Annotated in this window: 12 protein-coding genes; 10 read left to right on the forward strand and 2 right to left on the reverse strand. The window is 45.0% G+C overall.

What is annotated here, in order from left to right; all coding sequences use genetic code 11:
• Positions 1-86 precede the first annotated feature (86 nt).
• The 3 genes from MHB46_RS22310 to MHB46_RS22320 all read left to right on the forward strand — a co-directional run bounded on the left by MHB46_RS22310 (position 87) and on the right by MHB46_RS22320 (position 2417).
• Positions 87-737 carry a DUF4183 domain-containing protein gene (locus MHB46_RS22310; RefSeq protein WP_341163451.1) on the forward strand — a complete coding sequence of 217 codons (651 nt, stop codon included), beginning with the start codon at positions 87-89 and terminating at the stop codon, positions 735-737.
• Positions 738-1176: 439 nt separating this feature from the next.
• Positions 1177-1761: a TetR/AcrR family transcriptional regulator gene (locus tag MHB46_RS22315; protein WP_165178640.1), complete on the forward strand. Its 585-nt coding sequence runs from the start codon at positions 1177-1179 to the stop codon at positions 1759-1761.
• Between the two features lie 74 nt (positions 1762-1835).
• Positions 1836-2417, forward strand: a complete 582-nt coding sequence (locus MHB46_RS22320) for an NAD(P)H-dependent oxidoreductase (protein WP_165178639.1) — start codon at positions 1836-1838, stop codon at positions 2415-2417.
• Positions 2418-2848: 431 nt separating this feature from the next.
• Here MHB46_RS22320 and MHB46_RS22325 read toward each other — a convergent pair whose 3' ends face one another.
• Together MHB46_RS22325 and MHB46_RS22330 are read right to left on the reverse strand one after the other, a co-directional pair.
• Complete coding sequence (locus MHB46_RS22325; RefSeq protein ID WP_071642325.1) at positions 2849-3484, reverse strand: LysE family translocator; 636 nt, start codon at positions 3482-3484, stop codon at positions 2849-2851.
• A 302-nt stretch (positions 3485-3786) separates the two neighbouring features.
• Complete coding sequence (locus tag MHB46_RS22330; RefSeq protein WP_341163452.1) at positions 3787-4980, reverse strand: glycoside hydrolase family 5 protein; 1194 nt, start codon at positions 4978-4980, stop codon at positions 3787-3789.
• Between the two features lie 335 nt (positions 4981-5315).
• On the opposite strand from MHB46_RS22330, the gene MHB46_RS22335 reads away from it, so the two are divergent.
• The 7 genes from MHB46_RS22335 to MHB46_RS22365 all read left to right on the forward strand — a co-directional run bounded on the left by MHB46_RS22335 (position 5316) and on the right by MHB46_RS22365 (position 12957).
• Positions 5316-6338 carry a substrate-binding domain-containing protein gene (locus tag MHB46_RS22335; protein ID WP_341163453.1) on the forward strand — a complete coding sequence of 341 codons (1023 nt, stop codon included), beginning with the start codon at positions 5316-5318 and terminating at the stop codon, positions 6336-6338.
• A 320-nt stretch (positions 6339-6658) separates the two neighbouring features.
• Complete coding sequence (locus MHB46_RS22340; protein WP_341163454.1) at positions 6659-7909, forward strand: PTS ascorbate transporter subunit IIC; 1251 nt, start codon at positions 6659-6661, stop codon at positions 7907-7909.
• An 89-nt stretch (positions 7910-7998) separates the two neighbouring features.
• A complete protein-coding gene (locus MHB46_RS22345) occupies positions 7999-8340 on the forward strand; it encodes a cupin domain-containing protein (protein ID WP_341163455.1) in 342 nt (113 codons plus the stop codon).
• Between the two features lie 119 nt (positions 8341-8459).
• Positions 8460-8903 carry a HEAT repeat domain-containing protein gene (locus tag MHB46_RS22350; protein WP_341163456.1) on the forward strand — a complete coding sequence of 148 codons (444 nt, stop codon included), beginning with the start codon at positions 8460-8462 and terminating at the stop codon, positions 8901-8903.
• Between the two features lie 213 nt (positions 8904-9116).
• The gene (locus MHB46_RS22355) at positions 9117-10109 is read left to right on the forward strand and encodes a Gfo/Idh/MocA family protein (RefSeq protein WP_341163457.1); all 993 of its coding nucleotides are present in this window, start codon (positions 9117-9119) and stop codon (positions 10107-10109) included.
• Positions 10110-10387: 278 nt separating this feature from the next.
• Positions 10388-12154: a cache domain-containing sensor histidine kinase gene (locus MHB46_RS22360; RefSeq protein WP_341163458.1), complete on the forward strand. Its 1767-nt coding sequence runs from the start codon at positions 10388-10390 to the stop codon at positions 12152-12154.
• A 2-nt stretch (positions 12155-12156) separates the two neighbouring features.
• Positions 12157-12957 carry a response regulator gene (locus tag MHB46_RS22365; RefSeq protein WP_341163459.1) on the forward strand — a complete coding sequence of 267 codons (801 nt, stop codon included), beginning with the start codon at positions 12157-12159 and terminating at the stop codon, positions 12955-12957.
• Positions 12958-13052 lie beyond the last annotated feature (95 nt).

Below are 13052 nucleotides of genomic sequence, written 5' to 3' on the forward strand. Positions count from 1 at the left end.
CAAAAACGGGCTTCCATGCCAAAAAGCTTCCAAAGCTAATCATGCAACGGCGGTGTAGAAATATTCCTGTCATGCGGAGGAAAAGAATGGGCCAGACTGGAAAGCGAGGTGTTCCGGGTTCGGCAGGAGCACAAGGCATTCCCGGTTTGACAGGGTTACAGGGTGAAACTGGTTTGACAGGAGTACAAGGCATTCCAGGTTTAGCAGGAGCGCAAGGCATACCGGGAACTGCGGGAGCACCGGGAGTCCAAGGAATACCAGGAATACAGGGTCCAGCAGGAACACGGGGAGCGCCAGGAGTGCCAGGTCCGGCTGGAGTTCAAGGTATTTCAGGTGCAACAGGTGCACCCGGCCCTACTGGAGCACAGGGTATAGCGGGCCCTACTGGAGCCCAAGGTATAACAGGCCCAACCGGCCCGGCAACTGACATTTCAAATATTGAAATTGTTCCTACGGCTGAGCGGTATTTTTATTTTGCGCCTGCTACAATTGAATCTTCAATCACGATTATGGCAGATCAATTTTCTGTAGATGGTGTACAGGAGGTCTTTCAGCGTTTTAATGTCGGAAGCAACAGTTACGCCAATCTATACATTAATGGAATGATACAAGAAAGCACATTGTACAGCCTGACACCTGCATCGCTGACGATTCGCCTTAACGAAGGGGAAGCAATTCTCCCCGGCACACCTATTATTGTGGAAATTGTTCGGTTTAGTGTGCGATCCAGTGGATGATACTGTTCGCGGTGAGGCAACCCAGAGGCAGATATAGCTGTTTCTTGGGGCAACGAGCCTTTGCGTCCGACATGCCAAAGCTGTAGACTATCTTTGGGGCCTTGGTCATGGATGGCTTGCACGACTTTTTGCAGCGGGGAAATGTGCTCGTCGCTCCATATCCAAGACTGCCTGAGTCTTTTCCCTGCTGGGTGACTGCATGCACCTCAAGCATAATGAGTCCCACCTGTCCTAGCGCCCGTTTTATTCGGTTACATATCTTTTTTATATGAATAAAATGGGATGATACACGTATCATTTAACGTATTTAAGAACATCCACTTATAAAAAATGGTATTTTTAGTTAATTACAATAGATTTTAAATGAAGGTATTAAAGAAGGAATGAGCCTGCATAAATATAATTTGCATTTTAGTTAGTTATCACTTACTATAATCTTATGAATAAGAAAACACATATAGACAGCAAAAAGAAAGATATTCTGCAGGCAGCGATGTGCTTATTTGCAACCAAAGGAATTGACGGGATTTCGGTCAAAGAAATTGGAGAGGCTGCCGGTGTGACGGATGCCGCGATTTATAAGCATTTTAAGAGTAAAGATGCGATGGCTTTGGAAGTATTCGGGCAATATTGCAATAGCTACACCACATTAATTGACTTCTATCGCAAGCAGAGTGGGAGCTTCGTCAGTCGTTTCCATCAACTGGTGGATGAAGTGCTGAATATGCATGATGAGGACCAGTATGGTTTGCTTCTACTATCACAGCATCATGAGCTGTATGTTGAAGCAAGCCAGAGCCAGAATGTGCGTCAGCCGCTGGAGGCGTTGACTGAATTCATCGAACAGGGGATTCAACAAGGTGAACTGCCGAAGCAGGATGCTCTGCTATCCGGTGTGCTCATCATTGGAGCCATTACACGCTTGTCCGTGTCCAGCCTGGAAGGTGAACTTCCACAGCAGTTGGTTCCATTTGCAGCAGAGGTCAAACAACGTTTAACTGCTTTATTAAGTAAAGGTCAGTAGTGACCTTTTCTTTTTAAATATAAAGTTAGTGTTTTCTAACCAAAATCATAATATGAAGGTAGGAAGTGGCTTATATGTCTAAAAAAATATTGGTGATTCAAGGGAATCCAGTCGCTGGCAGTTATGGAGAAGCATTGGCTCAATCCTATGTAAAAGGAGCGAAGGCTGCAGGGGCAGAGGTTCGTTTGTTGCAGCTATCCGCGTTGGACTTTAATCCAAATCTATTAGGGGGATATCGTAATAAATTGCCGCTGGAACCTGATTTGATCCAAGCACAGGAGTCGATTAAATGGGCAGAACATCTCGTTTTTGTCTTTCCGATCTGGTGGGGCAGCTTGCCTGCATTAATGAAAGGATTCATTGACCGTACCTTTATGCCGGGGTTTGCGTTTAAGTATCAAAAAGGAAAACCCCTGCCTGACAAGCTTCTAAAAGGAAGAACGGCCCGCCTCATTACAACGATGGATGGTCCGCACTGGTATTACCGATTTTTCCAGGGACAGCCTGGGCATCGGATGATGAAGGATTCCACGCTGCATCTATGTGGGGTCAAACCAGTGCATTCTACTGCGATTGATCTCATGAATAAATTATCGGATCAGCAGCGCAACGATTGGCTGAGCAAGGTGGAGCAGCTGGGGCGAAGCATGAGCTAGGTTTTCACCTGCCCCAAATCCATTGGCCTACAGGTAAACCATGACGGTAACCGATCATAATTGACCTGCGAAAAGGAAAAAGACCACAATGGGAGCAACTGGCCCGCATTGTGGTCTTTGGAATAGCTCATGTTTTGCAATCAACGTTATATAAATATCGATGCAACGATTAAAATAAATCCGATCGCTAGACCGGCAGGGCCCCAATAATGCATGGGGATAAAAAACAGACTGTGCTGGGTTCCCATTCGATGGGAAATTTACAATGTGTAAAACTGGAAAGAAGGCGTCAAGAAGAAGAGGAAAGCTTAGCTGTTATTGTACTGTTTTGATTCTTGAAAAAAATATGACCACCATTTAGCTATAGGCGGTCATATGATGAATCCAAAAACGTTCCTGTTAGTGGAACATTTGAGAACAATTATTCAGGTCTATTGAGGAGCCTTTGTTCGAAGAAGATTTAATCCTAATCCGATGAAGATTATCCCGGTTATTTTGTTTAAATAGCTGCTAAGCCTTTGGTTGACTTTTATTTTATGGGTAATGTAAGAGGAAAAATAGGCAATAAACAAGCACCATAACAATCCAGTGAACGAAAATGTAAGTCCTAAAATGATAAATGGAATGGGCCCAGAAGCCTTTGTATCAATAAATTGTGGAAGAAAGGCAATGAAAAACAAAGAAACCTTGGGATTCGTAAGACTGGTCAACATCCCTTGTAGATATGTTTTTCTGTTGCTGTGTTGTTTATTGGATTCAGATGCTCTAAAACTTGCATTTGTTTTATCTAATAGCATTCTAACCCCTAGATAAACTAAATAAATAACTCCAATTATTTTAATCATGTTGAACACGATAATTGACTTTGTAAGTATAATTGATAAACCAAAAGCAACTAACAACGTATGGATCAAAGAACCACTAATGATACCGAAAACAGAATACACACCGGCTTTTCTCCCCTGTGCAATGCTTTTCCCAATTATATACATGGTGTCTGCACCAGGAATTAGATTTAGGAGGATTCCAGTAAGCAAAAATACTTCATAATTTACGATTCCAAACATTTTGTGAACACCACCTATTCATTATGAAATACATTAAAAGGTAATGATAATTTAGTAAATAGCTCATTGTCAATCTTCAATATCTGTTATACGTATATGTAAGTTTACCTAAAAAAACCGCTTTTCACCCCTCTATAGGTCTGGCATGACCTGATCCTGAAGGGGGAAAAAGCGGCTTTTATAATGAGGATACTACGTAGTTACTCATTCACGATAATCAGCAAAAAACATGGGCAGTCTGTCCTGTATCAAATGCCCAAAGGATGGGCCGTTGTCATACACCCGCGGAGCAGGCGACAGGCTTATTCGGCGGTTTCTTTTACTTGTTCCGCTACGAAAATAACAGGCTTCATAATTCGACTCAGCATATCTTGCTTTGGACGATTCCAGGTAACCCAGTCGTCCAGCAGCAGACCGCCTGTGTCGCCGCTATTCGGATTCAGGGACCAGTACGTAAAGTACAGGTTGTTGGCACCAATATAGTCTACGAGTGCATTTTGCCATTTCCCCTCAGTAGTAGACAAATCAACATTACGACCGCCGAATTCACCGACCAGCACCGGAGCTATGTTCTGCTTGCTGATGTAGCCCCAGGTTTGATCCCAGATCGCTGGCAGGTTGGACGGGAAGGCCGGGTCGTTGAACCATGGCTGCGAAGACACACCAGGGCCGTAATCATGTGGAGAATATACGACACGGTTCGGTACGTCCAGAACTACAGGATAGTTGGCTACACCTGTCAGGTTGCCACCCCACCAGTATTGGCTATTGTTGCCTTGTACATTGTGGTCTACACCTTCTACGAGAATCAGCCAATTCGGATTCACGGACAGAATTGCATTCCCTGCACGTTGTGCCGCCAGACGCCAGTCTGTGGAGGCATTGCCTGTGCCCCAGCTTGCTTGACCGTGTGGCTCATTGTGTAAATCCGCACCAATGACGGTAGGGTTGTTTTTATAACGATCAGCCAACATTTTCCAGTCGTTAATCCAGCGAGACTCAGGGTACTGGGATGTGTACCACAGCTCGGATTGCCCACCTGAGCTTGGACGGTGACGGTCAAGGATAATCTGAATACCGCGTTGTCCAGCTTTTTCGATCAGCTTGTCCATAATTTGAATCGGAGTTAATCCGACCAGATCAGGGTTTTTGTGATAATCAATACTGTCTGGACGAGAACTGGAATCGAACAACTGATTGCTGTAAGGCAAACGGATCAGATTGTAGCCTTCTTTCTTCACCTGATCCAGCATGTCGTCCATTGAGCGGCTCCACAGTCCATGCAAGGTGTAATTAGGGGTTTCCAGACCGAACCAGTTCAGGCCGTTAAATGCCGCTTCTTTCCCGGATTCGTCTACAATCTTGTTTCCTTGGGTGTGATAATATCCTTTCACACTGGCTGCATCTGCTGAAGCGGGAGTATAGCCATACAGTGTGAAGCCCATTACGAGGGAGGCAATGACGAAAAATGTTTTTTTCAGTCCTTTTTTCTTCATGTTTTTGCTTCCTCCTTTATATGAATGTTTTTGTAACCGATTACAATTTCATTTTATGTTCAAATCTTCCATCAAACAAGTTCATAAAATTCGTATATTTCTAAGATTTCGTTCGAATTCAATAGATTCGTAGCAACGGATGGTTAAGCTAAGTGTCCAGCTTTTGTGGGAGCGGTTGTTTAGGGGCTGAGGGCACGCTCTAACTCCTCATTTATTATATTTTCCTGCTGTAAAAGAAGGTATATAATAAAGTGAAATTCACTTTACATACAGGTTGCAGAATTATATTTGAAAATTAATACGCCTGACATGCAGAAAAAGAAAGGAGGGTAATTATGGTGACAACGATGAAGGAAGTTGCAGAACGTGCCGGGGTGTCGAAGAGTACAGTTTCGCAGTTTCTGCAAAAGAGGTACAACTATATGAGTGAAAACACCAAGAAGAAGATCGAGCAAGCGATTGAGGATCTCAGTTATATACCTAATGAGGTGGCACGTAGTCTCAAGCAGAAGAAGACCTTCATTGTGGGGGTTATTTCTTCAACCATTTTATCGAGATTTACAACAGAAGTCGTGCGTGCCATTGAAGATGAATGCCAACTGGAAAATGTCCAGGTCATTGTCTGCAATACCGATGATGATTCGCTCAAAGAGAAAAAGTATGTCCAGTCGATGATTGCTCGGCAAGTGGATGGACTTATCATTTTCCCGACGGAAGAGAACAAGAAATTATATGTTTCCCTTGTCAAAAATGGCTATCCTTTCGTGTTTGTGGACCGAAAAATCGATGAAATCAGCGTAGACACAGTGCTGTTGAATAATGAAAAGGCCAGCGAGCTTGCGGTTGAAGCACTCATTGAGCATGGTCATAACAACATTGGGATTATCACGTTCCCCTTAGGCAAAAAAGCGATCACCACACGAAGTGAGCGGCTGTCAGGTTATCGAAATACGTTGGGCAAACATGACATATCAGTGAATGAAAACTATATCAAAAGCGGCAGGTTGGATGAAATGCCTAATCTGATTGGACAACTATTCCACATGGAGAATCCGCCCACCGCAATTATTGCTACGAATGACATGATTTTGGAGCAGGTGCTGATTTATGCAAAAAATAATCATCTGACCATACCTAATGACTTTTCCTTGATTGGCATCGATGATGTATCCTTTGCATCTTTTTATAATCCGCCGATCACAACCGTTTCCCAGCCGAGTTTTGAAATGGGGAAAAGAAGTGCGAGGCTACTGCTGGAGAAAATTGATCAAAAAGAACAGGATCTTGAGGAGCTGTCAGAAATCATCCGAATGAATCCGGTCATTAACCACAGAGAATCTGTCCAAAAACTGAACTGAATGATTGAATAAGTCCTTTTCATCTTTTTGAAAACGTTTTTATAAATTCTATTGTAAAAAGAAAATAAAGAGCTATAATGATCTTATGATTCGAGTCATGAATACCCTTTCATTTATGTATGTCCTGATTTTAGTGATGATTGCGATTGAAGAGAGGGGAGGAATGGAACTTAACGAATAATGTATGGGGTAAGTTGTGATTTAATTCACAAAAAATGATTCTGCTTCTTTTTACATTCCCGAGAGGGAAATTTTTTTCGAGTATTACTAAATCGATTTAGTAAGAATGGAAAATAAATAAAAGAAAGTCGGAGATCACTATGAAAATGTTTATGAGCATTATCAGGGAGCCATCCATCATTATCGCGATTGTGACATTACTCGGCCTTATATTCCAGAGGAAGAAAGTATCAGAGATCATTACGGGAACTACCCTTTCTTTTATGGGTTTCACCATGATCAAGGTCGGCGGCGGCATTTTAGGTGGCGTTCTCACTAACTTCAGCCAAATTTTTTCTTATGCGTTCAACCTTAAAGGTGTCGTACCAAGCAATGAAGCCATTATGGCACTGACCATTGATCAGATCGGGGCGGATGCTGCGCTCATTCTACTCTTTTCCATGATCCTTAACATCGTGCTTGCACGCCTGACCAAGTTCAAGTACATTTATTTGTCTCTTCACTTGATTTTGTTTATGAGCTTTGCCGCTACAGCCGTTATGAAAGGTCTGGGTCTCAGTTCGCTGACTACGATTATCGTCGGTTCTTTGGTAATTGGGAGCTATATGGCGGTGTTTCCTTACCTACTCCGGAATGCCAGCAAAAACATTATTAAATCGGATGAATATACGATTGCTCATGCTTCCATGACCTCTTACATTCTGGGTACCTATTTAGGGAAAGTTTTTGGCAACCGTGAAAATGACACCGAAAATGTGAACATTAATGACCGCATCAGTTTTTTGCGCGACCCCAATGTTGCAACGACCTTGACGATGCTTGTGCTTTTACTGGTATCTGGACTGGTTGCTGGTTCTGATTATGTCAGCAAATTATCGGATGGCAAAGAATATATCGTCTTCATTCTCGAACAGTCAGCTATTTTTGCTGCCGGCTTGTATATCGCAAAAGCAGGTGTTAAGCTTTTTACAACTGAAATTGTACCCGCTTTCAAAGGCTTCTCCCAAGTGTTCGCACCTGGAGCAATCCCTGGTGTGGATGTTCTGGTACTGTTCGATAAATCACCCAATTCCGCGTTGGTAGGCTTCTTGGTCAGCTTCTTCACAGGCGTTGCCTGCGTCTTTCTTTTCCCGTTTATCGGATTGCCTGTCATTGTGCCGGGGATCATGGCCTGCTTCCTCGCTGGTGGTGCAGCCGCGATATTCGGCAATTCCAGCGGTGGTTTCAGAGGAGCTGTTATTTCCAGTTGTCTTAATGGATTCTTGCTCTGTCTGCTGCCGGCCCTCACCTTGCCGCTCTTTTCCTTTTTGGGTGCCGAAGGAGTAACATTCGCCGATCCCGACTTTACTACTCTTTCTGGAGTACTTTGGCTTATTTTCCGCTGGTTTTAAACTAAATCGATTTATGAGTTTTTCCAAAATAACTTATCTAAATTATTTGCGTCAAAATCATTTGCGCTTAAAAAGAGGAGGAATTATCCATGTTTTTTAACGATCAAGATATTCAAATTGATATCGTTGACAGTAATACCACCCGGAAAGTGCTGGCCCACAGCGACCAGCTTATGTATGTCAAAGTGATGTTTGCTAAAGCACAAACAGGGGAGATCCTGTTGCATAAGCATGTCCATGAACAAGTCACCTATGTAGTGAAGGGAAGTTTTAAGTTCATGATTGATGATGGCGAAACAAAGGAAGTCCAGACCGTCAAAGAAGGAGACAGCATCCATTTTCCATCCGATACTCTTCATGGCTGTATCCCACTGGAGGATGGCGGTATTCTGCTAGATGCATTTACACCAGCACGTGCAGATTTCCTGTAACGTCCGATCATTTCATTTTTATCTTTTTTTAGAAGAAGACCGGCAAGTATGTTATATTTAACAAACGGCAATCGTGATGAACAGTAATATAGTGATTTTTAGAAAAGGATGAGATGATTTTGGAAAACAACGAAACTCAGCAGGAATTTGCAGAAGTATATGAGCAGCTTAAAGTAGCTGCAAACCGAACCTCCGATTGGAAAACACGCCTAGCCGCGGTAAATGATCTGGGTGAATGGAAGAACCAGCAGACGATTGACTTGCTGACACACCGGTTGAATAATGATACGGTATATGCCGTTCAGGAAGCCGCTTACCGCAGACTTCAGGAATGGGGCGAGAATGTACAGCCGCCTGTGCGCAAAGAGGGTGAGCTTGTTAAGGGTCTGACGAAGATTCTGGTACGGATTAAAAAAAGCCTGCCAGCCGACCATACCTATAACGATTTTCGCGAAAAGTTGCACAAGATGAGAGTCGATATTTATGACATCTATGAAGGTGACAAGGGTGCTGAATTTGATCAGTGGCTGGAGCAAAAATGGGCTTCGTTATCCATAAGATAACACCTGAACCCTGTAATTGAATGTGTATTTAAGGATCGTTACTGGTGATGCAGACAGAGCCTTAACAATGATAAGGGATTATCTTTGTTAAGGTTTTTTTAGCTTGTTCTCCTTAAGAATCATGTCCTTTATCTTTATGCCACTGTATATATACTTCGGCAATATGGTACGATGGGATCGGATTATTTTAGTGTGTACATGGGAGGGACTAACATGAGCAAGGCGAAGCTGTGTTTTATCGGGGCGGGCTTTCACGCTTCAACGAATATATATCCTGCCGTTATTGGGGCAGGTGCTGAAATTCAGGCGATTGCGACTAGAGATCTAAGCAGATCGAAGACAGCACTTCAGCGGTTTGGAAGCAGCGGCACACCTTATGACAATTACAAGGCTATGCTGGAGCAGGAAGACTGTGATGGAGTTGTCGTGATTGCACAAGCGGCAGATCATCCTTCGCTCGTACTGGACTGCATTAAGGCTGGAAAACATGTTTTTGTAGACAAGCCATTGGGCTGGAATGCGGAGGAAGCGGCCCGAATTGCAGATGCGGCAGAAGCAGCGGGTGTCGTACTGATGGTCGGTTTCATGAAGCGCTACGCACCTGTATACATAAAATTAAAAGAATTGATTGAGGGTGGCACGCTTGGAGCCGCACGCTCATTTCAGGCAAAATTCCTCGTGGACAGTACCCTGTTTTGTAAAACCGGCGAAGATTTCATGAAGCTAGCGGCGGTTCATATGGTCGATCTGGTACGTTATTTGTTCGGAGAAGTGGCGCAGGTTACCGGATTTGCGAACGATAACGGCGAGTGTATTTCCCATACGATTGCCCTGAAATTTGAAAATGGTGTAGTGGGCAGCGTATACTTCGCAGGTATGACAGCATGGACACGCGAGAGTGAAGGGATCACGGTAACCTTTGATCACGGTTTTGCGAACGCGGATGAAGTGAACACACTGATCATTCACAAGTCGGAGAGTCATACAGAGCTTCCTTGGAAATCCCTTGCGGAAACCGATACGGTTCTGACACCGTCAGCTTCCGCGATGTCGGGCGGATACCGTGATTTGTACTTGCGCGGTTTTGTTGGTGAAATCGCACATTTCATGAACTGCTGCCAAGAAGGACGGACGCCTGATTCAAGTGGACGGGATAACGTGAAAACGATGGAGCTGTGCGACCGCATTTTGGCTGCGCTCCAATAGGATACCCATTTCATATACAAGTTTCGGAGCCTGGACGGTACCTTAGTTTGGGTGATTTGAAAGAAGCTTCGGTTTAACTGGTCAGTAGATGGCTCCTGCATTTGTCGGGAGTCATTTTTTTCGTTTACCCTACGACCTTTCTATTTCATAGCATTCCTGCCCCTTTTGATTAATCTCTGCTGAAAATATGCCAACAAAGACGAACGATGCGATAGAATAGGAAAAGGAAAGCGTTATCATCACCCATTTTTCTGCGATGGTTCAGGGGGAGAAGGCTTATGCGTTCAAGGTCAAGGTTTCAGCCATTAAACACATTACGTAATCAGATTTTTATCGGATTTATACTGGTGATGCTCATTATGATGAGTGTGGCGGGTGCGTTCATTTATCTCAATGTATCTCACCTGTTAAAAGACAGTGCCGAGCGGCATATTGGTCAGACCGCCGTACAAGCAAGCGGTAGGCTGGATGCATTAATCGGCCAGATGGACAGCTTGACGGAGCAGGTCGCGAATCACCCGTCTGTTCAGCATATTTTGCTGGAGGAGCGTAACGGGGGCAAGGTAAATTTTGGACAGCGTCAATCCCTACTGCAAGTGATGCATAGCTATCAGGCATATATGCCGAGTGTCGGCTCACTGGAGCTGTATACCGCCGAAGGAAAGATGTTGTTTCCAATTAGAGAGGGCAGTCTGGAGGAACGTATTGGACAGGCAGACATCCGGGAAGCGAATCAGATGAAAGGAAGACTGGTCTGGATCGGCATTGATCCCGAAGACTCCCGGTCACTGCTGGCAATTCGGCAGGTGAGTCTGGTGGATCGCTGGTTCTCACGTGGAGGGTACTTGATTACCCGTATGGAGCGAAGTTATTTTGGACTGAATGGTGCGTCAGCGGTCAATGAAGAAGCGGATGAAACCATGCTGCTTGTAGATCGTCAAGGCCAGCTGCTGTCGGGTGAACCAATGAACCAGACGGATTTGTCAGGTGTACTGCATAGCAAGACACAGACGGTTCATATTGGGGAGCGGGAATATGTGAAGGCAGTTCAGCAGTCGGAGCGGACGGGCTGGTCGCTGCTGATCCTGATTCCGGTTAGCGTCGTCACAGACGGAATTACGGTTTTACGGACTACACTTATCATTTCCGCGTCTCTTGGTGCCGTGCTATTTCTGTTCATGTCCTTTATGTTGTCTACGTTGATTACAAGACCGATAGGTCACTTGATTCAGGCGATGCGTCGTTCACGGGAAGGGGCATTGGCCCTGAATCCAGAACCGGCAGCAGCGGTCGAGCTGCGAGAATTGAACGCAGAGTACAATACGATGATTGTCGATATCAATGAATTGATCCGTGTTATTTGCGAGAAGGAGGTTTTACAAAGCCAGACCGAGCTTAAAGCTCTGCAGGCGCAGATCAATCCGCATTTTCTTTTTAATACGCTGGATGCTTTCAACTGGTCGCTACAGGAGAAGGGAGAGGAGGAGCTTGCCGGGCTGATGGTGTCCATGTCGCGGCTGTTTCGTTATGTTATCGAACCGGCTCATCATGACTCTTGGGTGACCCTCGGGGAAGAAATGGCGCAAATCCGTCGTTATCTGGAACTGATGGAGATGCGTCTGGGTGAACGTCTAAGCTGGAAAATTCATATGCCTTCAGAGGCAGCCAGAATTCCGCTTCCTAAACTGCTGATCCAGCCTATTCTAGAGAATGCCATTTTGCATGGTGTCGAAAATCGCATCGGCAACGGCCGTGTTGAAATTAGTGTCACTCCTTCGACCAGATCGGGTTGGACCAAGATCGCGGTCATAGATAACGGACCTGGAATGACAATGGAAGAACTTGCGGCTGTGCGTACAGCGTTGATGGGGGGAGCAGCCTGCGAGAGCAAGGGAACCGGTATGGGACTAGTGAATGTGCAGCGCAGGCTCGCTCTCTATTATGACAGCGCATCTTATCCAACGGACGGTATGCTGATACATAGTGCTGAGCAGGAAGGAACTGTGGTCGCTTTTGAAATTCCTGATGAATATGGAGGGCGGTAGGAATGAGTGTTTCATCCAAAACCATTGTCATTGTAGACGATGAACAGCGAACACGTCAGGGGATACACCAGACATTGGAGCAATGGGCCGCCGGGAAATACCGGATTGTGACATTCGATAATGGTTTGGAAGCGTTAAATATACTGCGTGCAGAGACCGTTCATCTCTTGATTACGGATGTCCGGTTGCCGGAATTCAGTGGTCTGGATTTAATCCGCTCTCTGGAACGGGATTCACGACGACCAGCGATCATTGTCATCTCGGGTTATGCGGAGTTTGATTATGTCCAGCAGGCTCTTCGTCTGGGAGCCGTCAATTATTTGCTCAAACCGATTGATAAGCATGAGCTGCTGAATGCGGTCAATGAAGCGCTTCGGCTGGAAGAGGAGCGGCAACGGTACGAGAAGCTGGACAAGCTGGCTGACCCTGTTCTGCTAGAGCTTGATCTCCAGGCGGCTACTCTTAGTGATCCGGTACGACGTGCCTTCACCTATATGGCGGAGCATCTTCACGAATCCATTACGATGGCGCAGACTGCCGCGCATTCACACCTGAATGCGAGCTATTTTAGTGTTTTATTCAAGGAGCAAAGTGGTTTGTCCTTCAGCGAGTATCTGCATCGACTGCGGATTCAACGGGCCAAGGAGCTGCTGCTGCATACCCAGTTGACGATTGCCCAAATCGGCGAGCGATCAGGCTACCGGACAGATAAATATTTTATTAAAGTATTCAAAGCGACCGAGGGGATAAGTCCTAGCCGCTACAGGCAGCAGATGCGTACAGGGCCGGAAAATATCGACTGACAGTAGGCAGATCAAACCCAATAAAAGTGGAATTATACCCAATGAGTGTACCCTGTTGGAAGCAGGAATGGAGTGCTAAACTAACAAATGATAAC

The organism is Paenibacillus sp. FSL H7-0703, from assembly GCF_038003485.1.
GTDB lineage: Bacteria > Bacillota > Bacilli > Paenibacillales > Paenibacillaceae > Paenibacillus > Paenibacillus polymyxa_B.

Excerpts from the sequence above, each read along its gene's own strand:
- MHB46_RS22360 (WP_341163458.1), top strand. The coding sequence starts at position 10,388 with ATGCGTTCAAGGTCAAGGTTTCAGCCATTAAACACATTACGTAATCAG.
- MHB46_RS22310 (WP_341163451.1), top strand. The coding sequence starts at position 87 with ATGGGCCAGACTGGAAAGCGAGGTGTTCCGGGTTCGGCAGGAGCACAA.
- MHB46_RS22330 (WP_341163452.1), bottom strand. The coding sequence starts at position 4,980 with ATGAAGAAAAAAGGACTGAAAAAAACATTTTTCGTCATTGCCTCCCTC.
- MHB46_RS22340 (WP_341163454.1), top strand. The coding sequence starts at position 6,659 with ATGAAAATGTTTATGAGCATTATCAGGGAGCCATCCATCATTATCGCG.
- MHB46_RS22355 (WP_341163457.1), top strand. The coding sequence starts at position 9,117 with ATGAGCAAGGCGAAGCTGTGTTTTATCGGGGCGGGCTTTCACGCTTCA.
- MHB46_RS22335 (WP_341163453.1), top strand. The coding sequence starts at position 5,316 with ATGGTGACAACGATGAAGGAAGTTGCAGAACGTGCCGGGGTGTCGAAG.
- MHB46_RS22325 (WP_071642325.1), bottom strand. The coding sequence starts at position 3,484 with ATGTTTGGAATCGTAAATTATGAAGTATTTTTGCTTACTGGAATCCTC.
- MHB46_RS22365 (WP_341163459.1), top strand. The coding sequence starts at position 12,157 with ATGAGTGTTTCATCCAAAACCATTGTCATTGTAGACGATGAACAGCGA.
- MHB46_RS22315 (WP_165178640.1), top strand. The coding sequence starts at position 1,177 with ATGAATAAGAAAACACATATAGACAGCAAAAAGAAAGATATTCTGCAG.
- MHB46_RS22345 (WP_341163455.1), top strand. The coding sequence starts at position 7,999 with ATGTTTTTTAACGATCAAGATATTCAAATTGATATCGTTGACAGTAAT.
- MHB46_RS22320 (WP_165178639.1), top strand. The coding sequence starts at position 1,836 with ATGTCTAAAAAAATATTGGTGATTCAAGGGAATCCAGTCGCTGGCAGT.